Annotated in this window: 26 protein-coding genes; 17 read left to right on the top strand and 9 right to left on the bottom strand. The window is 65.7% G+C overall.

Going from position 1 to position 22,415, the window contains the following annotated elements:
- The first annotated feature begins 48 nt into the window (after window positions 1-48).
- From UNPF46_RS14870 to blaOXA, 7 genes are all read left to right on the top strand, one after another.
- The gene (locus tag UNPF46_RS14870; RefSeq protein ID WP_181769941.1) at window positions 49-1,455 is read left to right on the top strand and encodes a DegQ family serine endoprotease; all 1,407 of its coding nucleotides are present in this window, start codon (window positions 49-51) and stop codon (window positions 1,453-1,455) included.
- The gene (locus UNPF46_RS14865) at window positions 1,452-2,789 is read left to right on the top strand and encodes a replication-associated recombination protein A (protein ID WP_142250508.1); all 1,338 of its coding nucleotides are present in this window, start codon (window positions 1,452-1,454) and stop codon (window positions 2,787-2,789) included. The genes UNPF46_RS14870 and UNPF46_RS14865 overlap by 4 nt, the downstream gene beginning before the upstream one ends.
- 52 nt (window positions 2,790-2,841) lie before the next feature.
- On the top strand, window positions 2,842-4,083 hold the full coding sequence (locus UNPF46_RS14860) for an RluA family pseudouridine synthase (RefSeq protein ID WP_142250507.1): 1,242 nt from the start codon (window positions 2,842-2,844) through the stop codon (window positions 4,081-4,083).
- Window positions 4,084-4,199: 116 nt separating this feature from the next.
- Window positions 4,200-4,994, top strand: a complete 795-nt coding sequence (locus UNPF46_RS14855) for an ATP12 family chaperone protein (RefSeq protein WP_142250506.1) — start codon at window positions 4,200-4,202, stop codon at window positions 4,992-4,994.
- 51 nt (window positions 4,995-5,045) lie between these two features.
- On the top strand, window positions 5,046-6,638 hold the full coding sequence (fliK, locus tag UNPF46_RS14845) for a flagellar hook-length control protein FliK (RefSeq protein WP_181769940.1): 1,593 nt from the start codon (window positions 5,046-5,048) through the stop codon (window positions 6,636-6,638).
- Entirely contained in the window at window positions 6,635-6,898 is a 264-nt protein-coding gene (locus UNPF46_RS14840) for an EscU/YscU/HrcU family type III secretion system export apparatus switch protein (protein WP_028140989.1), read from the top strand. The genes fliK and UNPF46_RS14840 overlap by 4 nt, the downstream gene beginning before the upstream one ends.
- 73 nt (window positions 6,899-6,971) lie before the next feature.
- Complete coding sequence (gene blaOXA / locus UNPF46_RS14835; protein WP_142250505.1) at window positions 6,972-7,790, top strand: class D beta-lactamase; 819 nt, start codon at window positions 6,972-6,974, stop codon at window positions 7,788-7,790.
- Between the two features lie 304 nt (window positions 7,791-8,094).
- On the opposite strand, the gene UNPF46_RS14830 is transcribed toward blaOXA, so the two are convergent.
- From UNPF46_RS14830 to UNPF46_RS14820, 3 genes are all read right to left on the bottom strand, one after another.
- Window positions 8,095-9,087 carry a dienelactone hydrolase family protein gene (locus tag UNPF46_RS14830; RefSeq protein ID WP_142250504.1) on the bottom strand — a complete coding sequence of 331 codons (993 nt, stop codon included), beginning with the start codon at window positions 9,085-9,087 and terminating at the stop codon, window positions 8,095-8,097.
- Between the two features lie 78 nt (window positions 9,088-9,165).
- Window positions 9,166-9,762, bottom strand: a complete 597-nt coding sequence (locus tag UNPF46_RS14825) for a hypothetical protein (protein WP_100176982.1) — start codon at window positions 9,760-9,762, stop codon at window positions 9,166-9,168.
- A 129-nt stretch (window positions 9,763-9,891) separates the two neighbouring features.
- Entirely contained in the window at window positions 9,892-10,296 is a 405-nt protein-coding gene (locus UNPF46_RS14820) for a DUF4260 domain-containing protein (protein WP_142250503.1), read from the bottom strand.
- Window positions 10,297-10,434: 138 nt separating this feature from the next.
- Here UNPF46_RS14820 and UNPF46_RS14815 point away from each other — a divergent pair, with 138 nt between their 5' ends.
- The 3 genes from UNPF46_RS14815 (at window position 10,435) to UNPF46_RS14805 (ending at window position 12,930) form a co-directional block, all read left to right on the top strand.
- Entirely contained in the window at window positions 10,435-11,967 is a 1,533-nt protein-coding gene (locus UNPF46_RS14815; protein WP_142250502.1) for an acyl-CoA carboxylase subunit beta, read from the top strand.
- Between the two features lie 78 nt (window positions 11,968-12,045).
- Window positions 12,046-12,528 (top strand): hypothetical protein, encoded by a 483-nt coding sequence (locus tag UNPF46_RS14810; RefSeq protein ID WP_142250501.1) that lies wholly within the window; start codon window positions 12,046-12,048, stop codon window positions 12,526-12,528.
- Between the two features lie 54 nt (window positions 12,529-12,582).
- Window positions 12,583-12,930, top strand: a complete 348-nt coding sequence (locus tag UNPF46_RS14805; protein WP_100176978.1) for a hypothetical protein — start codon at window positions 12,583-12,585, stop codon at window positions 12,928-12,930.
- A gap of 21 nt (window positions 12,931-12,951) precedes the next feature.
- On the opposite strand, the gene UNPF46_RS37510 is transcribed toward UNPF46_RS14805, so the two are convergent.
- Both UNPF46_RS37510 and UNPF46_RS14800 read right to left on the bottom strand, forming a co-directional pair.
- Window positions 12,952-13,104, bottom strand: a complete 153-nt coding sequence (locus tag UNPF46_RS37510; protein WP_174718907.1) for a hypothetical protein — start codon at window positions 13,102-13,104, stop codon at window positions 12,952-12,954.
- A gap of 73 nt (window positions 13,105-13,177) precedes the next feature.
- Complete coding sequence (locus UNPF46_RS14800) at window positions 13,178-13,831, bottom strand: glutathione S-transferase family protein (protein ID WP_142250500.1); 654 nt, start codon at window positions 13,829-13,831, stop codon at window positions 13,178-13,180.
- Between the two features lie 353 nt (window positions 13,832-14,184).
- On the opposite strand from UNPF46_RS14800, the gene UNPF46_RS14795 reads away from it, so the two are divergent.
- Window positions 14,185-14,466 (top strand): twin-arginine translocation signal domain-containing protein, encoded by a 282-nt coding sequence (locus UNPF46_RS14795; RefSeq protein ID WP_142250499.1) that lies wholly within the window; start codon window positions 14,185-14,187, stop codon window positions 14,464-14,466.
- Window positions 14,467-14,629: 163 nt separating this feature from the next.
- Here UNPF46_RS14795 and UNPF46_RS14790 read toward each other — a convergent pair whose 3' ends face one another.
- Window positions 14,630-14,878, bottom strand: a complete 249-nt coding sequence (locus UNPF46_RS14790; protein ID WP_097658768.1) for a GCG_CRPN prefix-to-repeats domain-containing protein — start codon at window positions 14,876-14,878, stop codon at window positions 14,630-14,632.
- A gap of 246 nt (window positions 14,879-15,124) precedes the next feature.
- Window positions 15,125-15,823: a winged helix-turn-helix domain-containing protein gene (locus UNPF46_RS14785; RefSeq protein WP_181769939.1), complete on the bottom strand. Its 699-nt coding sequence runs from the start codon at window positions 15,821-15,823 to the stop codon at window positions 15,125-15,127.
- 148 nt (window positions 15,824-15,971) lie between these two features.
- Between UNPF46_RS14785 and UNPF46_RS14780 the strand changes: the two genes are divergently transcribed.
- From UNPF46_RS14780 to UNPF46_RS14760, 5 genes are all read left to right on the top strand, one after another.
- The gene (locus UNPF46_RS14780) at window positions 15,972-16,280 is read left to right on the top strand and encodes an NIPSNAP family protein (RefSeq protein ID WP_100176975.1); all 309 of its coding nucleotides are present in this window, start codon (window positions 15,972-15,974) and stop codon (window positions 16,278-16,280) included.
- Window positions 16,281-16,304: 24 nt separating this feature from the next.
- Window positions 16,305-16,655 (top strand): antibiotic biosynthesis monooxygenase family protein, encoded by a 351-nt coding sequence (locus tag UNPF46_RS14775; protein ID WP_100176974.1) that lies wholly within the window; start codon window positions 16,305-16,307, stop codon window positions 16,653-16,655.
- Window positions 16,656-16,929: 274 nt separating this feature from the next.
- Complete coding sequence (locus tag UNPF46_RS14770; protein ID WP_142250497.1) at window positions 16,930-17,658, top strand: SH3 domain-containing protein; 729 nt, start codon at window positions 16,930-16,932, stop codon at window positions 17,656-17,658.
- A gap of 49 nt (window positions 17,659-17,707) precedes the next feature.
- On the top strand, window positions 17,708-18,658 hold the full coding sequence (locus UNPF46_RS14765; protein WP_100176972.1) for an SH3 domain-containing protein: 951 nt from the start codon (window positions 17,708-17,710) through the stop codon (window positions 18,656-18,658).
- Between the two features lie 131 nt (window positions 18,659-18,789).
- Window positions 18,790-19,599: an isocitrate lyase/PEP mutase family protein gene (locus UNPF46_RS14760; RefSeq protein ID WP_100176971.1), complete on the top strand. Its 810-nt coding sequence runs from the start codon at window positions 18,790-18,792 to the stop codon at window positions 19,597-19,599.
- A 114-nt stretch (window positions 19,600-19,713) separates the two neighbouring features.
- On the opposite strand, the gene UNPF46_RS14755 is transcribed toward UNPF46_RS14760, so the two are convergent.
- Entirely contained in the window at window positions 19,714-20,109 is a 396-nt protein-coding gene (locus UNPF46_RS14755; RefSeq protein ID WP_142250496.1) for a hypothetical protein, read from the bottom strand.
- A gap of 178 nt (window positions 20,110-20,287) precedes the next feature.
- Here UNPF46_RS14755 and UNPF46_RS14750 point away from each other — a divergent pair, with 178 nt between their 5' ends.
- Window positions 20,288-20,938 carry a trimeric intracellular cation channel family protein gene (locus UNPF46_RS14750; RefSeq protein WP_100176969.1) on the top strand — a complete coding sequence of 217 codons (651 nt, stop codon included), beginning with the start codon at window positions 20,288-20,290 and terminating at the stop codon, window positions 20,936-20,938.
- Window positions 20,939-21,054: 116 nt separating this feature from the next.
- On the opposite strand, the gene UNPF46_RS14745 is transcribed toward UNPF46_RS14750, so the two are convergent.
- Window positions 21,055-22,269, bottom strand: a complete 1,215-nt coding sequence (locus UNPF46_RS14745) for a c-type cytochrome (protein ID WP_142250495.1) — start codon at window positions 22,267-22,269, stop codon at window positions 21,055-21,057.
- Window positions 22,270-22,415: the final 146 nt, after the last annotated feature.

Genomic DNA, 22,415 nt, shown 5'->3' with positions numbered 1-22,415 from the left:
TGGGGGGCGAACGCGCCTATATTCCGTCGTCTTTTCCAAGAGGTAGGAATGTTTCGATCGATCTCGGCCGCCGTCGTCACGGCTTTGTGCATAGCCTTTTCCGCCCAGTTCAATCCGGCCGCGGCGCAAGACCGTCGGGTCCCGTCCTCGCCGGCCGAACTGAGGCTGTCTTATGCGCCGATCGTGCAGCGGGTTCAGCCGGCCGTGGTCAACGTCTATGCCGCCAAGGTGGTGCAGAACCGCAACCCGCTGCTGGACGACCCGATCTTCCGTCGCTTCTTCGGCGTGCCGGGCCAGCAGCAGGAACAGGTGCAGCGCTCGCTGGGCTCCGGCGTCATCGTTGATTCGTCCGGCCTCGTCGTCACCAACGTCCATGTCATCGAAGGCGCGGACCAGGTGAAGGTATCGCTGTCGGACAAGCGCGAGTTCGAGGCCGAGATCGTGCTGAAGGATTCCCGCACCGATCTCGCGGTGCTGCGCCTGAAGGATTCGAAGGAGAAGTTTCCGGCGCTCGAATTCACCAACTCCGACGAGCTGCTGGTCGGTGACGTCGTGCTCGCAATCGGCAATCCGTTCGGCGTCGGCCAGACCGTGACCCACGGCATCATCTCGGCGCTGGCGCGTACACAGGTCGGCATCACCGACTACCAGTTCTTCATCCAGACCGATGCGGCGATCAATCCCGGCAATTCCGGCGGCGCGCTGGTCGACATGAACGGCCGGCTCGCCGGCATCAACACCGCGATCTATTCGCGCTCCGGCGGCTCGCAGGGAATCGGCTTTGCCATTCCCGCCAACATGGTGCGTGTCGTCGTCGCTTCGGCCAAGGGGGGTGGCAAGGCGGTGAAGCGTCCCTGGCTCGGGGCGAAGCTGCAGGCAGTGACGCCCGAGATCGCCGAGAGTCTCGGCCTGCGCTCGCCGACCGGTGCGCTGGTCGCCAGCGTGGTGTCGAACGGCCCCGCCGCGAAGGCCGGCCTGAAATCCTCCGATCTCATCACCGGGATCGACGGCCAGACCGTGGATGATCCCAACGCGTTCGACTATCGCTTCGCCACCCGTCCGCTCGGCGGCACCGCACAGATCGACGTGCAGCGTGGCGGCAGGCCGCTGAAGCTGACGGTAGCACTGGAGACCGCGCCGGATACCGGACGCAACGAGCTCGTCGTCACCGCGCGCTCGCCGTTCCAGGGCGCGAAGGTCTCGACCATCACGCCGGCGGTGGCCGACGAGCTGCATCTGGACGTCGACACAGAGGGCGTCGTGATCACCGACCTCGGCGGCGACAGCGCGGCTGCGAATGTCGGCTTCCAGAAGGGCGACATCATCCTCGCCGTCAACAACCAGAAGATCAGCAAGACCAGCGACCTCGAGAAAGCCGCCGCAGAACGTCCGCGGCTCTGGCGCATCACGGTGGTGCGCGGTGGCCAGCAGATCAACGTCACGCTGGGCGGATGAGTCCGAAGCGACCACAGCAGACGCCAACTCTCTTCGCCGCGGCGGGGCTCGACCATGAGGCTCCGCATCCGCTGCCGGACCGGCTGCGCCCGCGCGCGCTGTCGGAGGTCGTCGGCCAGGATCACATCCTCGGCCCCGACGGCGCGCTGACGCGCATGCTGGAGACGCGCACGCTGGGATCCCTGGTGTTCTGGGGCCCGCCCGGCACCGGCAAGACCACGGTGGCGCGGCTCCTGGCGGATGCGACGGACCTGCATTTCGAGCAGATCTCCGCGGTGTTCTCCGGCGTCGCCGACCTGAAGAAGGCGTTCGATGCCGCGCGCGCCCGCCGCGAGATGGGAAAGGGCACGCTGCTGTTCGTCGACGAGGTGCACAGATTCAACCGCGCCCAGCAGGACTCGTTTCTGCCCGTGATGGAGGACGGCACGGTGGTGATGGTCGGTGCCACCACGGAGAACCCGTCATTCGAGCTCAACGCGGCGCTTTTGTCGCGCGCGCGCGTCCTGGTGTTCCGCTCGCTCGATGCGGCTGCGATCGAGAAGCTGTTCGCACATGCCGAGGCGGTCGAGGGCAGGAAGCTGCCGCTTGATGCCGAGGCGAGGGCCGTTCTGGTGCGCATGGCCGATGGGGATGGCCGCGCCTCGCTGACGCTCGCCGAGGAAGTCTGGCGCTCGGCGCGGGCGGACGAGATCTTCAACGCCGCACAGCTGCAGGAGATACTGCAGCGCCGCGCGCCGATCTACGACAAGTCGGCCGACGGCCATTACAATCTGATCTCGGCGCTGCATAAATCGGTGCGCGGCTCCGATCCCGATGCGGCGCTGTATTATCTCTGCCGCATGCTGGATGCTGGCGAGGATCCGCTGTTCCTGGCCCGCCGCGTCGTGCGCATGGCGGTTGAGGACATCGGGCTTGCCGATCCGCAGGCCCTCGTCATCGCCAATGCCGCCAAGGATGCCTTCGACTTCCTCGGCCATCCCGAGGGCGAACTCGCCATCGCGCAGGCCGTCGTCTATCTCGCCACCGCGCCGAAATCGAACGCGGTTTACACCGCCTTCAAGGCCGCGATGCAAACAGCAAAGCAGGCCGGTTCGCTGCTGCCGCCGAAGCACATCCTCAATTCGCCGACCAAGCTGATGAAGTCCGAAGGCTACGGCGCAGCCTACGAATACGACCACGACACCCCCGACGCCTTCTCCGGCCAGGACTACTTCCCGGAAGCCCTGGGCCGCCAGACCTTCTACGACCCGCCCGAGCGCGGCTTCGAGCGCGAGATCCGGAAGCGGCTGGATTACTGGGCCAAGCTGCGCAAGGAGCGGGGCGGGTCGCGGTAGAAATGGCCATTTCGCCGTGACGGGAGCCCCCTTTTAGGGTACGCAGGCAGCCATGAGCCGCCGTATCAAGAGAATGAACCCAAAGCCGCGTTCGCGTGATGAGCGCGACGAGTCGCGTCCGCATCAGGCGCGGAGCGCGAAGAAGGCCGGGCCGCGTCCCGCTGGCAAGCCGGGCGGTAAACCCGGCGCCAAGCCGTCGCGCTTTGCTGCCGAGCGCTCCGAGCGGCGTCCGCCCAAGGCCAGACTGGAGAAGGTCGAATTCGAGAGGCCGGCGCCGGAAAAACCCGTCGAGGCGCTGCTGCCGACCAAGGTGCAGACCGTCAAAGTGACGGCCGACGAGAACAACATGCGCGTCGACCGTTTTCTCGAAGCGCGCTTTCCCGGCCTGTCGTTCTCGCACATCCAGCGCGTCGTCCGCAAAGGCGAGCTGCGCGTCGACGGCAAGCGCGTCGACAGCAAGGACCGTCTGGAGGAGGGCCAGAGCGTCCGCATTCCGCCGCTGAAGGTCGATGCGCCGAAGGCCGTCGGCGAGCTCTCGGAGGCCGCGCAGAAGACGCTCAAGGCGCTCAAGGAGATGACGATCTACGAGGATGACGACGTCCTCGTCCTCAACAAGCCGGCCGGCCTTGCCGTGCAGGGTGGCTCGGGCATGACGCGGCACATCGACCAGATGCTGGAGGTGATGCGGGATGCCAAGGGCCAGAAGCCGCGCCTCGTGCACCGTATCGATCGCGAAACCTCGGGCTGCCTGCTGATCGCCAAGACGCGCTTTGCCGCCTCGCATCTGACCGGCGCATTTCGTTCCAGATCTGCGCGCAAGGTCTATTGGGCGCTGGTGCCGGGCCTGCCCAAGCCGAAGCAGGGCCGCATCTCGACCTTCCTCGCCAAGGAAGAGAGCGAGGACGACACCATCATGCGCATCGCCCAGCACGGCGACGAGGGCGCCAGCCATGCGGTGACCTATTACGCGGTGGTCGAGACCGCCGGCAACAAGTTGACCTGGGTGTCGCTGAAGCCGGTGACGGGCCGCACTCACCAGCTGCGCGCCCACATGGCTCATATCGGCCATCCCATCGTCGGTGATCCCAAATATTTCAACATCGAGAACTGGCAGCTGCCGGGCGGCCTGCAGAATCGGCTGCATCTCTTGGCGCGCCGCATCGTCATTCCGCATCCGCGTGGCGGGGTGATCGACGCCACCGCGCCGCTGCCGCCGCACATGCAGCAGTCGTGGAATCTGCTCGGGCTGGATGCGAGCCGGTTCGACCCGATCGAGAACGCGCCGGAGGAGTAGGGGGCATGGCGAGCGGCCCCATGGCCCGCAAGTTCCCTCATGCCTGCTGCTCGCTTTATCGGCCACAGGGCTTATCCTAAAAGCCTGGCATCCAGCGACCGGAACCGAAAACTCACATGCGCGAATTGTTCGAAGAAGCAGCAAGCCAGCCTCCGCCGGATCCGCGGGAATCGGCGCGCGCATCCGCGCGCACGCCGCGGCGCAAGCGCTTCTACAAGGAGGCCGGCGTCACCGAGACCGAGGGCGGCTTTGCCATCACGCTCGACGGCAAGCCGATCCGCACGCCCTCGGGTCGCCAGGTGGTGATCCCTGCGCGGACACTCGCCGATGCCGTAGCCGGGGAATGGGCGGCTCAGGGCGAGAGCATCGATCCGGTGAGCATGCCGTTGACGCGCATTGCCAACAGTGTGGTCGAGGGCGTGGTGGATCGCGTCGAGCTCGTCGCCGAGGACCTTGCGAAATATTTCGAGTCCGACCTGCTGTTCTACCGCGCCGGCCACCCGGAAGGGCTCGTCGCCCGAGAGGCCGCGCATTGGGATCCCGTGCTGTTCTGGGCGGCGGAGACGCTCGGAGCGCATTTCATCCTGTCCGAGGGCGTCATGCATGTGAAGCAGCCGGACGAGGCGCTTCGGGCCGCCCGCGCGGCGCTGCCGGGGGATGCCTGGTCGGTCGCCGCGCTCCATGTGGTGACGACCCTGACCGGCTCGGCGCTGCTGGCGCTGGCCCTGGCCCATGGCGTGCGCGATGCCGGCCAGGTCTGGGATGCCGCCCATGTCGATGAGGACTGGAACAGCGAGCAATGGGGCGTGGACGAGGAGGCGGCCGCCCGCCGGGCCACGCGGCTCAGGGATTTCGAGGCTGCCGTGGCGGTTTTGGCGGCGGCACAGGCCTCCGTGGCCAAAGGTCCTTAACGAGAGGTTTACGACGCAGGCGTTAGGGTGGGGCTCCCTTGGGCCCCTGAGATGCCGACGCCGGTCACTTCCATCCTTCCCGTCAGTGCCGCCAGCCCCGCGGCTGATGCGACGACGCCTGAACTCGTGCTGCAGGCCGGCAGCGTCGTGGACGCCAGGGTCCTCAGCGTGATGGCCGACAATCTGGTGCGGATCGCGATCGCCAACCTCTCGATGGATGTGATGTCGGAGGTGCCGCTGACGCCGGGGCAAAATCTCCAGCTCGCGGTGTCGCAGAACGACGGCACAATTCGTCTCGCCGTCATCAACGGGGCGGGCGAGGCGGCGACCGATCAGATCACGCTGACGCCGCGTGCGGCGTCGCTGGTTGAAAGTCCGCCGCTTGCGCCGTCCGCGAGCGCGGCACGCGCCACGCTGACGCCGGCGGAGCAGGTCGCCGTCACCGTCGCCTCCGCCGAGGCCGTCACCAGGCAGGGCAGCCAGGCGCCGCTGTTCGCCAATCTAGCGGCCGTCGTCACCGGCAGCGATCTGCCGGCGGGGCTGAAGCAGGCGGTGCTCGACGTGCTGGCGCAGCAGACGCCGCTCGACACCGCCCTCGATGGCGGCGATATCGAATCCGCCTTCCAGAAATCAGGCCTGTTCCTCGAAGCCTCGCTTGCCGCGGGCGCGACGCCGTCCTCCGGTACCGTGCCGGATTTGAAAGCAGCGCTGCTGGTGTTGCGCCAGACGCTGGCCACGATTGAAACCGCGGCGCCGCAGACCCAGGCCGCCGCGCTTCCGACGAGCGCCACGCCGACAGCGCAGGTCGCCGCCGCGCCGGTCGCGTTGCCGCCATCCGGCCCCGACGTCGCCCAATCACCGCAAACGCCCCGCAACGCTAATCCCGCCGCTGCCGTGCTCGCCGACATCGCCGGCGGCCCACCGCAGGCCGCGATGCCCAAGACCATGTCCGCAGGCCTTGCCGCGACCCTGCTGCAGGAGGTCACGCAAAACCTGCCGCGCCTGACCGGCAACGTTCCGGGCTCGAACAAGGCCGTGCCCGACGGCCACATCTTCGAATCCGCCGCGCGCGCGACACCGCCGCCGTTCCGTGGCGCACTGCCGGCGCCACAGCCCATCGCCTCGCCATCGCTCGCGCCCGATACGCCGCTCCCCGCAACGGTGCATCGCCTGCTCGACGACACCGACGCCGCAATCGCGCGGCAAACGCTGTTGCAGGTCGCCTCGCTCCCTGATCGCACCGACGCCAGCGGTCATCGGATCGACCCGGCCGTGCCGCAGTGGAATTTCGAGATTCCCTTTGCGACGCCGCAAGGCACCGCGATGGCGCAGTTCGAGATTTCGCGCGATGGCGCTGGCGAATCCGCCGATCCCGCCAAGCAGGCCTGGCGCGCGCGCTTCACGCTGAACGTCGAGCCGGCCGGTCCCGTTCATGCCTTGATCACGCTGAGCGGCGACAAGACCTTCGTGCGGATGTGGGCGGAGCGGCCGGCGACCGCACAGCAGCTCCGCGCCGGCGTCGGTGAGCTCAATCAGGCCCTGATGAGGGCCGAGCTCAAGCCCGGCGACATCGTGGTCCGTGATGGTACCCCGCCGCAGCCGGCGCCGGCCCGCGCCGGCCATTTCCTGGATCGCGCCACATGAGCGATCCATCCAAGCTCGCGATCGCGCTGCATTACGAGAAGGGCACCAACGCGCCGGTCGTCGTCGCCAAGGGCAAAGGCACGATCGGCGAAAAGATCGTCGAGATCGCCAAGGCCCACGACATCCCGATCGAGGAAAACGAGGTCCTGGCCGGCGCGCTGTCCAAGGTCGAGCTCGGCGAGGAGATCCCGCCGGATCTCTACAAGGCCGTCGCCGAGGTGCTGGTGTTCGTGCTGCGGCTGTCGGGCCGAGGACGCTGACGCGCTGTCATCGTTTCACCACGATAGCGGCTGCATGGTCGCGGTCGCTTTCACTGCTCAACGGATATCGCTCTTGATCACCCGCCGTTCCGCCCTCGGCCTTCTCGCCGCATCTGCCATCCTGCCGCAACGCGCGCTCGCGCATGTCGCGCCGCCGCGGAACGAGATCCGTGACAGTCTCGCAAAGCGCTTCGCCGATCTCGGCACGTCGGGCACCTTCGTCGGTTACAAGGTCGAGGATTATCTGGTCGTCGCCAGCGACAAGGAGCGCTCGGGCGAGGGGAAGCTGCCGGCCTCGACCTTCAAGATCCCGAACTCGCTGATCGCGCTGGAGACCGGCGTCGTCACCGATCCCGACAAGGATGTGTTCCCCTGGGACGGCGTGAAGCGCCCGATCGAAGCCTGGAACAAGGATCACACGCTGCGCAGCGCGATCGCGGTGAGCGCCGTGCCGGTCTATCAGGAGATCGCGCGCCGCATCGGCCAGGAACGCATGCAGAAATACGTCGATGAGTTCGACTACGGCAATCGCGATATCGGCGGCGGCATCGACCAGTTCTGGCTTACCGGGGCGTTGCGCATAGACCCCATCGAGCAGGTCGATTTCGTCGACCGGCTGCGTCGCCGCGCGCTGCCGATTTCCAAGCGCAGCCAGGATCTCGTCGCCGACATCCTGCCGGTGACCAAGGTGGGAGACAGCGTCATTCGCGCCAAGTCCGGCCTCTTGGGCGCCGAGCGCGGCGAGCCATCGCTCGGCTGGATGGTCGGCTGGGCCGAGAAGGGCGAGGCGCACACGGTGTTCGCGCTCAACATGGATTGCAAGGAGCCGCGGCTCGTCGGTGAGCGCATGCCGCTGACGCAAGCCTGCCTTGCCGAGATCGGCGCGATCTAACTAGCGCTGCCGCGCCAGTCTCCGGCGTCATTGCGAGGAGCTCTTGCGACGAAGCAATCCAGAGTCTTTCCTTTGAGGCAGTCTGGATTGCTTCGCGGAGCCTGTCATCGGGCCGCGCGTCGCGCGGACCCGGTCGCTCGCAATGACGGAGGATATGGTGCGGACGCCGGCGCCCAAGGCGGAGCTGCCGTAGAGTGGGCAAAGGCGCGCAGCGCCGTGCCCACGATCTCTTTCCGTCATCCGCAATTCGTGGGCACGCTTCGCTTTGCCCGCCCTACGGCAGCGGTGCAAGCCGAATTGCCACTCACCCCAGCTTGAACAACACCTGCAGGAACTCCTCCACCGCCTTGCGCGACTCCGCGGCCGTCTTCGGATTGCCACCGACATGCGGATTGAGCTCGACGCAGGAGTCCTTGTAGGTGAAGGGCGCGTTGGTGTCGCCGTTCATCAGCACGCCGCCGTCGCCTTCCTTGATCTTGCAGTTGCGCACGGTCTGCGCATTGGCGGACACCGCAACGGTGCTGACGCCGAGCAGGCCGCTGTCGAATCCGTGCGCGCTGTCGGGGTATTCGGTCAGCACCACGTCGCGCCCGGCCGACTTGAGCCGTTCGACGAACGCCTTGCAGCTCTTCACGGGATTGTAGTCGTCAGGCGTGCCGTGGAAGATGCGGATCGGACGCGCCGTGACCTCGCTGTCGCCGACATAGGTCGTCGAGCAATCCGGGTAGAACGGGACGTAGGCCGCGAACTGTATGCCGGACTTGTTCCAGAGCTTGTTGAAGCGCTCGAGGCTCGCATAGAGCGTTGCCTGTCCGCCGCGCGAAAAACCCATCAGCACGATGCGATCGGGATCGACGCGCGGGTGCTTGGCAAGGATCTCAAGCGAACGGTAGATGTCGATGATCAGATTCAGCCGGCCGAGCAACGCCTGGTTCGGCCCGACCACCGTCAGCCCGCGGCCGGTGAAACCGTCGATCACGAAGGTCGAGATGCCCATGGCGTTGAAGGCGTGCACCCAGGCCTCGGTGGTGGCGCCGACGCCGCTCGAGCCGTGCATCAGCACCACGACGGGAAGCTTGCCGGTGCCTTGCGCGACGCGGAATTCGCCGGCGACCGTCACAGGCTTGCCGGCGGCGGCATCGCCGCTGAGGAATTGCTGGTCGGAGAGGGTGAGGGAGGGGATCGGGTAGATCTCGGCGCGGGTGGCGGCTTCCTTGGGCAGGGATTGCGCATGGGCGAGCATGGTGGACGCGTAGAGCGCAATGAGCGTTGCAGCGACGCGGAATGCCGTCGGCATCGGATCCTCCCTGGTGATTTTGCGGGAGTAGAACAACGCAGCCGCGCGCTGTCAATTTGACACCGGCTGTCGCTGGGCTCAGGCCTTGTCGGCCGTCTTCTTCGCCGTGAGCGCCTGGTCGATTGCAAAGCCGCCGATCTCGCTCATCGCCTGCGAGATCACGTCGCCCCTGCGGGCAAAGCCGGCGGAGAGGACATCGAACTGAGTCCGCGCCAGCCGCAGCACCTCGATCGGCACGGAGACCACGGTCTCGTTGAAGCTGTCGACGGAGGCGCGCAAGCTGTCCAGCTCGGTCGTGAGCTTGCCGATATGGCTCTCGGCATTTTGCATCAGGTCGATCAGCTTGCCGCGCTCGGCGTCGAAGGCGGCACGCTCGGCTGCGGCTGCCGCGGTGACCTCGGCAAGCTGCGCCCGCAGCGCCTCGATCTGGCCGACCATGGCATCGGAGGCGAGCTCGGCGGCCTCGCGCAGCTCGGCGTTGCGGGTGCTCTCGATCTGCTGCTGGTGATAGAGCCGCTCGGCGGACATCGCCCGCTGGCCGAGCTGCTCGATCAGGCTCGCGGCGCGCAGCAGCATCTCGCCGTTCCGCCCCGACACCATGCTGGCCATCCGCCGCAGGAAGTCGATGGTTTCGGACGATGAGTTCGGCGGCAGGGGGACGACCGTCGCGGACATGAGGTGATGCTGAGCCAGGGCCTGGGGACCGCCGCCGTACCGACTGGGCTCACGCAACATTCGGCGCCTGATCGCAAGCGCGAAGCAAGCCTGAATCGGCCGGCCCGGTCAACTGGCCCGCGCCGGAGTTCAGGCCTCCTTTTGCCGCCCGATCCGGCCCAGATGGGTGAAGCCGAAACCGGCGGAATATTTCAGGCCATAGCCGAGTGCCCGGTCGATGCCGATATGGGCGAGCCAGATCAGAGCGATGGACAAGGTGAGCGGCGAGCCGAGGCCGAAGCCCAGCGTCAGCAGCGACACCGGCGCCATGTAGCTGTGGGCGGCGTTGTAGACCAACGCGCCGAATTTGGCGTCGGACAGGTATGCCAGGAAGCTGAGATCGGGGACGAAGAAGAGCAGGGCAAAGACCAGCCAGGAGCCGTCCCAGGCCCAGTAGAGCATCACCATCCCGATAAACAGGGTGAGGCCCTCCAGCCGGAGCAGGATGTTGACGCCGCCCGTTGCCGCACCGGTCTCGGCCATTCTCTCGTCCATGCTCGCCTCCCGGGCAAAACTTTGTAATCTCTCACGCTTTTGGCCCGGACAGGGCAGCCCTGCGGCGCGGAAAGGCGCTTTCCGGTCCGCAAAATGCCGTGTTAGAACCCCGCATCACTTAAGAACTGGCGGGAGCAAATGAAACACATCCTGGACGCCCTTGAAGATCGTCGTGCCGGCGCAAAGCTCGGCGGCGGGGAGAAGCGCATCGAGGCGCAGCACGCCCGCGGCAAGCTGACCGCGCGCGAGCGCATCGAGCTCCTGCTCGACAAGGGATCGTTCGAGGAGTTCGACATGTTCGTCGAGCACCGCTCCACCGAGTTCGGCATGGAGAAGACCAAGGTGCCCGGCGACGGCGTCGTCACCGGCTGGGGCACCGTCAACGGCCGCAAGACGTTCGTCTTTGCCAAGGACTTCACCGTGTTCGGCGGCTCGCTCTCCGAAACCCACGCGCTGAAGATCACGAAGCTGCAGGACATGGCGATGAAGGCGAGGGCGCCCATCATCGGCCTCTATGACGCGGGCGGCGCCCGCATCCAGGAAGGCGTCGCCGCGCTCGCCGGCTATTCCTACGTGTTCCGCCGCAACGTGCTGGCCTCGGGCGTGATCCCGCAGATCTCCGTCATCATGGGCCCCTGCGCCGGCGGCGACGTCTATTCGCCGGCCATGACCGACTTCATCTTCATGGTGAAGAACACCAGCTACATGTTCGTCACCGGCCCCGATGTCGTGAAGACCGTGACGAACGAAGTGGTCACCGCCGAAGAGCTCGGCGGCGCTTCCGTGCACGCCACGCGCTCCTCGATCGCCGACGGCGCCTTCGAGAACGACGTCGAGACGCTGCTGCAGATGCGGCGCCTGATCGACTTCCTGCCGTCCAACAACACCGACGGCGTGCCGGAATGGCCGAGCTTCGATGACATCGGCCGGGTCGACATGTCGCTCGACACGTTGATCCCCGACAATCCGAACAAGCCCTACGACATGAAGGAGTTGATCCTGAAGGTCGTGGACGAGGGCGATTTCTTCGAGATCGCCGACATGTTCGCCAAGAACATCGTCACCGGCTTCGGCCGTATCGCCGGCCGCACCGTCGGCTTCGTCGCCAACCAGCCGATGGTGCTGGCCGGCGTGCTCGACAGCGATGCATCCCGCAAGGCGGCGCGCTTCGTCCGCTTCTGCGACGCCTTCAACATCCCGATCGTCACCTTCGTCGACGTCCCGGGCTTCCTGCCGGGCACGAGCCAGGAATATGGCGGCCTGATCAAGCACGGCGCAAAACTGCTGTTCGCGTATTCGCAGTGCACCGTGCCCCTGGTCACCATCATCACCCGCAAGGCCTATGGCGGCGCCTTCGACGTCATGGCCTCCAAGGAAATCGGCGCCGACATGAACTACGCCTGGCCGACCGCCCAGATCGCCGTGATGGGCGCCAAGGGCGCGGTGGAGATCATCTTCCGCAGCGACATCGGCGACCCCGACAAGATCGCCGCCCGCACCAAGGAATACGAAGACCGCTTCCTGTCGCCCTTCATCGCCGCGGAGCGCGGCTACATCGACGACGTCATCATGCCGCACTCGACGCGCAAGCGCATCGCAAGGGCATTGGCGATGCTGAAGGACAAGAAGGTGGAAACGCCGGCGAAGAAGCACGACAATCTGCCGTTGTGAGGGAAGGGCACGTCGGTGGCAATTTGGCGTCGTCGATCGAGATTATGGCGGCGCGCCATTGGATTGTGGGGCCTGATCTTGGGCGTGTTGTCCTCAGTCCTGGCGATGGACATCTCGTGCTTCGCGCAGGGCAACGAGATGACCGTCACTGCCCGGGCGTCGGAGGAGACCGTTATCGAAGGCTACGCCGACGCCGACAATACGTGCGCGCCGGTCGAACTCCCCCGACTCTCGCTCGTGAAGTCACCGGAACATGGAATCGTCTGTTATCGTATTGAGGATTTCGAGGTGGCGGGCGACTCTGGAAGGGATCAAGCCTGTATCGGGCGCTGGATCCGCGGCATAAGCATCTTCTACTTGGCACGACCCGGTTATAGCGGGCCGGATAGTCTGCGCTATGAAGCGATCACCGATCGAAGGCGGGACCGAGTCACTGTTCGCGTCAGGGTCTTGCCCGACGCTGCAAGCGCTTCCAATTTATCGGTCGATCCCGGTGGTTCTTCGCGCGAGCCCGCTATGTCGATTGGGCCTATCCCTGCGTGTGTGATTCCGGTGTCCTAGGATGCCTTACAACTGAACTTCGTCTGTCCCTCGATCTGCGCGCTCACACATCCAATGACCGAAGACGATCCGACCGACGAAATCTCCGACATCGAAGATCGCATCGAGCGGCTCGCCGAGATCGCCGAGCGCTGCCGCAAATACATCCTCGCGTCCAAGATCGCGATCGGGGGCGGGGCGGCGCTGCTGGTGGTGACGATCCTCGGTGTGTTTGGCTTCGGTCAGACCGCGGCGCTCGGATCGATTGCGCTGGTGCTGGGCGGGATCGTCTCGCTCGGCTCGAACGTCTCGACGTTGCGGCAGACGGACGACGCCATCAGTGCTGCCGAGGCGCGGCGGGCGGCGTTGATCGGCAGCATTGATCTGCGCGTCGTCGCCGATGCGCCGCTGAAGCTGGTGTGACGCATCCGGCGCCAGCACGCCTCACGCGGCGGACTTGAGCGTCAACTCCGACAATTCGGTGCGGCATTCGGCGGCGAAGGCCTGAAGCCGGTCGGCGGTCTGGCGGTCGAGGATGGCCTTGGCCAGCCGCTCGGCGCGGGCGATCTGTCGCTTGAGATATTCGATGCGGACCATGGGTCACCTTTCGAAACTGCTTCCTTTCGCTGGCGACTGTATCCCGGACACGGGATTGGTTATGTGAGGCGCATCACGTTTTGCGCGCCGCATCCGCCGCAGCGAAATGCGCCATCTGATCGGCGCGGGCCTTGATGAACGCCGGGCGGCCGGTGGCGCGCGCGACGTAGGCGCGGCAGGCGGGACTGTCGGCCAGGCCGCCGAACCCATCGACGACGCGCAGCACGTCCGACATCAGGATGTCGGCGACGGAGAAGGAGCCCGCCAGCCATTCGCGGCTGGCGAGCACCGGCTCGAGATGCTTCAGCCGCAGCTTGAGGAAGTCGTCGACGAATTTCCACGCCGCCGTGTCGGTCGGATGTCCCATGAATTGCGACATGCCCCAGGGCAGGCTCGCCATCTCCACCGAATTGAGTGCCGCGAATACCCATTCCGTCGCCTCGCTGCGGCCGCGCGGATCGGTGGGCATCAGCTTCTCGCTCAGCCCGCCGAGATGCAGCAGGATCGCGCCGGTCTCGAAGATCGAGAGGTCGCCGTCGGTCAGCCACGGCACCTGGCCAAACGGCTGGTGCACGAGATGCGCAGCGCCGCGATCGTCGATAGGCGTGCTGGCGACGTGATAGGGCAAGCCGGCCTCTTCGAGCGCCCAGCGCACGCGCAGGTCGCGCACGAAACCTCGCGGCGCTTCGGGAACCCAATCGAACGTGGTCAGGGTGAGGTCGGCCATCTGCTGTCTCCGTGTCCGGTTTCAAAGCAAGGACGAGCGAGGAGCGTTCGTTCCGACACCCCCGCCAACTCTTTTTGTCGCCGGCCGCTGAAGCGGCTAGGTTCGTGCCAAACAACAGGAGGAAACCCGATGCCAGCAGCCTTCCTCGTCGTTCGCGCCATCGTTCCCGAGGCCGAAAAGCGCGCCGCCTTGCGAAGCGCTCGCGCGGGACGCTGGTGTTCGCAGGAGTTTTCGAAGTAGCGCGCCGAATGTCTGCTTCGCACCTATTCTGAATACACGATTCAGCCATGGTTCATGTCGTGACCGCGACACTTCCTCTGCATCACTTGCCAGCTAGCCTAGAGGATATGCTCATGGAGCGTCGGAACTTTTTGAAACTTGCATTGGGAGTGACGGCGGCCGCCTTCGCCGCGACCGCCGCGCAGGCTGCGCCGCTGTCGCCGCAGCCGCTCGGTGATCCCGCTCGCACGCCGCAAGGCAATCCCGACGCTCATCCTGCCGTCACCACCAGCGAGGAAGCCGCCAAGCTGACGCCTGAGCAGGTGCACTGGCATGGCCATCACCGCCACTGGGGCTGGCGCCGCCGTCATTGGCGTCGGCATTACCGGCGCTGGCACCGCCGCCATGGCTGGTGAGCCCGGCAAGGCGTGAATTGGACGGGGATCGCAGCCGGCGATCCCCGTTTCGATTCCGGGGGGCTGCAATTTTCACGAGCGAGCGAATCGTCGTCAGCAGCCGCCGCAAAGAAAATGGCCGCGCAGGCTGTCGCCGCGCGGCCATCTCTACGGTGCGGAGAGATCAGAACGGACGGCAGCGGCCGGCGTACCAGCGGAAGCCGTAGGGGCACACGCGCGCACGCGGCACGACGACGACCGGTGGGGCTACATACACGGGAGCCGGGCGCACCACGACCGCGCCGCGCATCGGACGGCAATTTCCATAGGGACCGCGATAGAACCCACGGCCGCAGCCCTCGGCGGCGCTGGCCGCCTCGCTGAAACCGACGACCGCGCTGGCGAGCATGGCGGCTGCGAACAGGTATTTCATTTGATCTTCCTTCTCGTCCTTTGGGGCAAGTCTTTGCGAGCTAGGCGCTCATGAATCAAAAGACACGATTCGACATGTCAAATCTTGCAACATATCGACACGGCGCGATCCAAACCTGCCAATCAGGACCTGAATGCGGCATGAACGTTCCCTCAGCATGCTGCTTGAGGCGACAGACATGGCGCCGGGGGCTGTGAGGGCTCGGCCGCACTGTGCCGCGCTGCGGGAGGCACTCGGCGCGCACGGTCAGTCCTTCAGCTTACCGAACAGCGCGGCAAACTGCTTCTCGCCGGTGCGGGTGAAGTTCACCACGCGGCTGCCGGGCGTCGCGTCACGTGCCGCCCATTTCAGCTCGGCGAAGCGCTGCATCATCGCGGCCCCGAGCGTGCCGGCAAGGTGATGCCGCCGCTCGCTCCAGTCGAGGCAGGCCTTGCACACCGGACGGCGCGGGTGGGTGAGCATGTCGGATGAGATCTGCAGGTGTTTTGCGAGAAACCGCTCGCCCTCGGCCGTCAGCTCGATGTCCTGCTTCTTCTGCCGGACCAGATTCCGCTCGCGCAAGGAATCCAGCATCTGCACGCCGAGATCGCCAGCGAGATGATCGTAACAGATCCGCGCGCGCCGCAGCGCCGGATCCTTCGGCCCGGTGCGCACCCGCATGTGGCCGGTCCGCGCGGCGAGACCCGCGAGGCCTTCGAGCACGCCGGCGACGTCGTCGTCGGTGAGGCGATAGTAGCGGTGGCGGCCCTGCTTCTCCGGCTCGACCAGCCCGCCGACCTCGAGCTTGGCCAGATGCGAGCTCGCCGTCTGCGGCGTGATGCCGGCCTCCTGCGCCAGCTCGCTCGCGGTGAGCGCGCGGCCGTTCATCAGCGCCGTGAGCATGTTGGCGCGGGCGGGATCGCCGACCAGCGAGGCGACCATGGCGATGTCGGGTCCTGATTTCATGCTTCGATGGTAGCCGAAGCATCGTGGTCGGGCAAGGGCGTAGCCTGTTGCTGCAAACACGTCATTGCGAGCGAAGCGAAGCAATCCAGTTGCTTCAGCGGCGAGAGTGTTGCTCGCGCTTCGCGCAAGGAAAGATCAGGAGCCCCTCATGTCCGTCACCGTCTTCATCCGTTACCAGCTCGATCCGTTCAAGCGCGCGCAGTTCGAGGAATATTCCAAGCGCTGGCTCACCATCATCCCGAAATGCGGCGGCGACCTGATCGGCTATTTCATGCCGCACGAGGGCACCAACAACATCGCGTACGCGCTGATCACCTTCGAGAGTCTCGCCGCCTATGAGGCCTACCGCGCCCGGCTGCGGCAGGATGCGGAGGGCATGGCCAACTTCCATTTCGCCGAGGACCACAAATTCATCCTCGCCGAAGAGCGCACCTTCCTGCGCAAGGTGGTAGTGTAGGCCGGATAGCAGCAGGAGATGCCCATGATCGCCGTGATCTTCGAGGTCTGGCCCAAGCCCGAACACCGCCAGGATTATTTCGACCTCGCAGCCGATCTGAAGCCGCTGCTGCAAACCATCGACGGCTTCATCTCGGTCGAGCGCTTCGAGAGCCTGACCGACAAGGGCAAGATCCTGTCGGTGTCGTTCTGGCGGGACGAGGCCGCGGTGCAGGCCTGGCGCAACACGATGGAGCACCGCCGCACGCAAGCGAAGGGCAGGGCGCAGATCTTCGCCGATTATCATCTGCGCATCGCCAGCGTCATCCGTGACTACAGCATGAACGATCGTGAGCAGGCGCCGAAGGACAGCCGGGCGGTGCACGACGCGCGCTGACGCATGATCCGGGAAAGTGCGAAGCGGTTTTCCGGAAAGATCATGCGCAAACAACAACCTGAAGTGCGCTGACGATTCATCCAGGTCTCGTCGCGCTTCAGGCGCGAAAGGGGTATTCAATCCATGGTGGACATCTCGCGCAGGTTGTGAGATGTCTATACCGCGCTTCCTGTTTTTGGGGGGCGCGTGTCGTTGCAGTCAGAAATTGATTTCAATCCGCCTTCGATCGATGGGCGGACAAAATGCGCCGAGCAGTTAGAGCGAGGTGTTGCATATGACGATTTTCACCGGGCCTCCCTCCGATGCCATTCGAAACAAGCCCATCACGAATGAACTGAAGAACGTGCTCGACACCGCGGCCGTGGCGGCGGGGATCGACACGATCCGGATTACGTCGGGCGGACAGGATGCGATCGGTCATGGAACCCGTCGCACGGGATCCACACGCCACGATCTCGGGCGCGCCGCCGACGTGCAATGCCTCGTCGGTGGTCAGGCATTGACGTTCACCGACGACGCGGCGCCGCCGGGCATCTTGCGTTTCGTGACGGCTGCGGCTGCGGCGGGCGCTACCGGCATCGGGGCAGGCGTCGGCTACATGGGCAACCGGACGATTCATGTCGGCTTCGGCACCTCCGTCGACGATCACAACAGGCTGACCTGGGGCGCTGGCGGTCGATCGGCCACGGCTCCGCAATGGTTGCGCGACGCGGCGCAGGATGGCTGGGATGCGGGCGGAGCCGTGCCGCCCGCGGGACCGGTCGCCGCTGGCGCTCATCCCGGACGTTTCGTGGTGATCGCGCGCGATGGACTGAAGCTGCGTGGCGGGCCGGGCACGAATTTCGATCCGGAAAGGACGTTGCCCGCCGGCACGGAGCTGAATGTCGTGGCGGTCTCCAACGTCGATCCCGCCTGGGTTCGCGTCGACCTGGAAGGCGACGGTCTGCTCGACGGCTATGTCTTTGCAGCCTTCCTCGCCGAGGTCGGGGCTGCGCCCGATTGAGGCCGGTCACAGGGCCCATCGTTTCCTTGTTCCAGCGACGGAGTTCATCATGGTGAGCGTCGACGATATCAGGTGGTTCAAGCAGCAATTTCGCACGCAGATCGAGGCCGCCTTGCCGGGTACGCCCTTCGATGTCGACATGATCGCTGCGATCGCGTGCCAGGAAACGGGCTACATCTGGTCCGTGATCCGCAAGAAGAACCTTCCGCTCGATCGCATCCTCGCGCTCTGCGTCGGCGACACCATCGATTTCCAGGGACCGGGCAAGGGACGGCAGGCCTTCCCGCGCAACAAGGCACATCTGCTGGGAGAGCCGCACGGGCGTGAGATGTTCGATATCGCGCGCGACGGCCTCGAACAGATGTCGGCCTTTGTCCGCGGCTACGAGCGTGCCGTGGCCAATCCCGACAAGTTCTGCCACGGGTTCGGAATGTTTCAGCGCGATCTCCAGTTCTTCAAGGACGATCCGCACTATTTCCTGGAGCGGCGCTACGAGAACTTCTCCGATACGCTCGCGCAATGTCTCGGAGAGCTGGAGCGCGGGGTGAGGAAGCTCGGCTTCCAGTCCAGGACGAAGCTGGCCGATCTCGAATTCTGCGCCGTCGCCATTGCCTACAACACCGGTGGCTACAATCCGGCGAAGGGCTTGAAGCAAGGCTTCAAGGACGACAGCGGCAAATTCTACGGCGAGCAGATCTTCGACTTTCTGACGTTGTCGCGGACGGTCGACGGCGCCGCGGTGCTGGCGCCGGGACGTTATGTCGTGATGGCTCGCGGCGGCCTGAAGCTGCGTGGCGGGCCGGGCACGAATTTCGACTCCGAAAGGACTCTGCCGCCCGGTACCGAAATCAACGTCGTCGAGACCAGCAGCCAGGATCCGGCATGGGTGCGGGTGGACCTGGAGGGCGACGGCCTGCTCGACGGTTACGTGTTTGCAAGCTTCCTCGCGCCAGCCCAGCAGCATATGGCTGGAAGAGAGGATGTCCCCGAGCCGGCCTGACGTGGCGGGTTCACTGAGCGTGTCCGCAACCATCTTGTTGGACGAGCGCGCCGCCTGAGGCGGCGCACTGGCGATCGGCGCGGTGCATCCCCATCTCTGCGGCGCAACTCATCGACATGGGGAGAAGAAACATGCACGTCACCACGGCGGACAAGCGCGCGGCCTTCAGGAAGCTGCACGAGAGCGGCTGCTTCATCCTGCCCAATCCGGTCGATGTCGGCAGCGCCAAGGCGTTGCAGCATCTCGGTTTCAAGGCGATCGCCTCATCGAGCGCGGGCTTTGCCTGGACCATCGGCAAGGCCGACAACCACGTCAACGTCGAGGACGTCTGTCAGCATCTGGCAGCATTGAGCTCGGCCGTCGACATCCCCGTCAACGCCGATTTCGAGGGCGGCTTTGCGGTCGAGCCGGACAGGGTCGCGGACAATGTCGAGCGCTGTGTGCGCACCGGCGTCGCCGGCCTGTCGATCGAGGATTCCACCGGCGACAAGGACAAGCCGATCTACGAGCGCGCGCTCGCGGTCGAGCGCATCGAGGCCTCGCGCAAGGCGATCGGCGACAGCGGTACCCTGCTGGTCGGGCGCTGCGAAGCCTATTTGTGGGGCGTGACCGATCTCAAGCTGGTCATCGACCGGCTCACCGCCTATGCGGACGCCGGCGCCGACTGCCTTTATGCGCCGGGCCTGAAGACCCGCGAGGACATCAGCGCCGTGGTGAAGGCTGTCGCACCAAAACCGTTCAACCTCTTGATCGGTGGGTCCGGTCTGTCACGGAGCGAAGCCGAGGACCTCGGCGTGCGCCGCATCAGCGTCGGCGGCTCGCTCGCCCGCGCCGCCTGGGGCGGCTTCATGCGGGCGGCGAAGGAGATGGCGGAGAAGGGCACGTTCACCGAGCTCGGCAGCGGCTATCCCGGCGGCGAGCTCAACAAGATGTTTGGCTAGCGCATGATCCGCTGACCTGCGCAGCGGTTCTCCGACACGATCAGGCTCGGATAGAACCAAACGAAAAAGCGGCGGGACTTTCGTCCCGCCGCTGTCGCAGATTGTTGCAATTCGTTACTTCGTGCCCTCGGACGGTGCGGCCGGATCAGGCGCCGCCGGCTTGCTCGGCGCTGCACCCGTGGTCACGCCCGGCTCGGTGTTGGCGCGCGGCGTCACGTCGCGCATGCCGGGAGGCGCGGCCGGATTGGTGGCAGGCGCCTGCTGTGCGGTCTGCGTCGCCGGCGGGTTGCTGGCCTGGTTGCCATTGGTCGTATTGTTCAGGCCGTAGAACACGGCGCCCAGCACCAGTGCAATCGCAACGGCGAATAACGCAACCTTGCCGCTGGAGGCGGGGCCTTCGCCAAGCTCGGGATCGACCTGAAGGTCTGCATCCCGGCGCGCCGCGCGAAGATACTCATCGTCGGCGAGGTTGGCGCGGTACGGATCGTTGGGAAAACGGTCGTCAGCCATGGATTGGGTCTCCTCGGTTATGACGCCCGGACAACCCGTGGATGCGAGATTCTGTTCCGCGTCTCCTCATGCTTTCGTCGCATGTTGCCCTGCCGCCGGGAATCGGGAACCTCTTGTTCCGGGAATGGACCCGGGTTCCATGGTTGCGACGAGGGAACAAGCACAAGGGAACAGGGCAATGTGGACTCTGCCGCCGAGCGATACCGTGCTGCATTTCCTGTCGCTGGTTGCGATCGCCGCTCAGGGCATGACGGCTGCACTCGCGGCCGGACGCCGCAGCATGGACTGGTTGGGGGTCTGCTTCCTCGGCTGCATCACCGCTCTTGGCGGCGGCACGCTGCGCGATCTCTTCCTCGGACATTATCCGCTGGCCTGGGTGCAAAACCCGATCTATCTCGCGCTGGCCGGCGGTGCGGCCTTCCTCACCATCCTGTTCGCGCGTCTCGTGCACCGGCTCAAGGTCGCCTTCATCGTGCTCGACGCCATCGGGCTCGTCGTCTTCACCATGACCGGCTGCGACGTCGCCTGGCAGATGGACGCCTCGCTGCCGATCGTCATCGTCTCGGGCATGGTGACGGGCTGCGCCGGCGGCGTCCTGCGCGACGTGCTCTGCAACGACGTGCCGCTGCTGTTTCGCTCCGAGCTCTACGCCAGCGTCTCGGTGGTGACGGGCCTGTTCTACGCCACCGCGTTCGGCCTCAAGCTCAACGCCGAGCTCTGGACCCTCCTGACCTTCGCGCTCGGCATCAGCTTCCGCCTGCTGGCGGTGCGCTACAAATGGGAGATGCCGAAGTTTGTGTTCACGGAGGATGAGGACAAGGAGCGGTGATTTCGCCCCGCTCTTTCCCGGTGATTGCGAGCGCAGCGAAGCAATCCGAAGATGTGTCCGCGGAAACATTTGGGATTGCTTCGCTGCGCTCGCAATGACGAGGAGGCCGTAACGAGCTACTCCTGCTTCCTCGCCTTCGCGACCTGCGCCGGCGTTACCAGCAGCCCGGCATTGCCCCAGGAATTGCGGATGTAGTTCGTCACCGCCGCGATCTCCTCATCGGACAGCTGCTTGGCATAGCCCGGCATCTCGCCGGTGTTGGGGGCGCGCGGCGTGGTCACGGTATGGGCGCCGTCGAGGATGATGCGCAAGGTGGAGGACGGATTGATCGATTGCAGCAGCGCATTGCCCGGCAGCGGCGGATAGATTCGTGGGGCGCCCGAGCCGTCGGCCTCGTGGCAGGCGATGCAGAATTTTGCGTAGACGGCCTGGCCCGCCTTCATCTCGGCCTCGTCGGGCGGCGTCACGATGGTCTCGCGCCGCGCCGGCGGCAGGCTCTTCAGGTAGACCGCGATCGCGCGCACATCGGCATCGCTCATCTTCGACGTCGAATTGACGATCACCTCGGCCATCGGCCCGCCGGCATGGCTCCTGGCATTGCGGCCGCTCTGTAAGTATTCGGCGATGTCCTGTGCGCTCCACGAGTGCAGCCCGGTGCGCACCGCGCCATCGAGCCGCGGCGCGTACCAGCCGCCGAGCGGGCTGCCTGCGAGGGCCTGCGCGGTCTTGTCCGCGCCGAAATAATTCTTCGGTGTGTGGCAGGCGCCGCAATGACCGAGCCCGGTGACGAGATAGCCGCCTCTGTTCCAGGTCGCGCTCTTGCTCTGGTCCGGCTCGAACAGGCCGGGCTTGAAATACATGGCGTTCCAGATCCGCATCAGGCCGCGATAGCCGAACGGCCAGCGCAGCTCCGGCGGCTTGTTGCGGTTCGCGACAGGCGCGAGCGTGCCGAGATAGGCGCGGATCGCCAGCGTGTCGTCCTTCGTCATCTTCGTGAAGTAGGGATAGGGGAAGGCCGGGTAATAGCTCGAGCCGTCGGGCGCGATGCCGCTGCGTACCGCGCGCACGAAGTCCGCGTCCGTCCACGCGCCGATCCCGGTGTCGCGGTCCGGCGTCAGGTTCGGCGCATAGATCGCGCCGAAGGGGGTGTCGATGCGCTTGCCGCCGGCGAACGGCTTTGCCGGATCGGCCGTGTGGCAGCCCGCGCAGTCGCCGGCCTCGACCAGCGTCCTGCCATAGGCGATCAGTTCCGGCGACGGCTCGGCCGCGCTTGCAACCGCACCGCACAACGCCAAACCGGCAACAGCCAAGCCAGTCAGAATCGTCCGCATCGAAAGCCTCTCCTGCGACCAATCGCCCGCATCCGGCATGGCGGGCGCGTCATTCATTTCGCCACAGTGGGGGTATGGTGACACAAATTGAAAACGGCATGCGTGTTTCAGGCCACGAAGTTGCGATTTTTACTTGGGCCTTCCTT

The organism is Bradyrhizobium sp. UNPF46 (assembly GCF_006658625.1).
Taxonomy (GTDB): Bacteria; Pseudomonadota; Alphaproteobacteria; order Rhizobiales; family Xanthobacteraceae; genus Bradyrhizobium; species Bradyrhizobium nitroreducens.
Note: the sequence above shows the minus strand (reverse complement) of the source record. Positions and strands in the feature narration are given on the sequence as shown.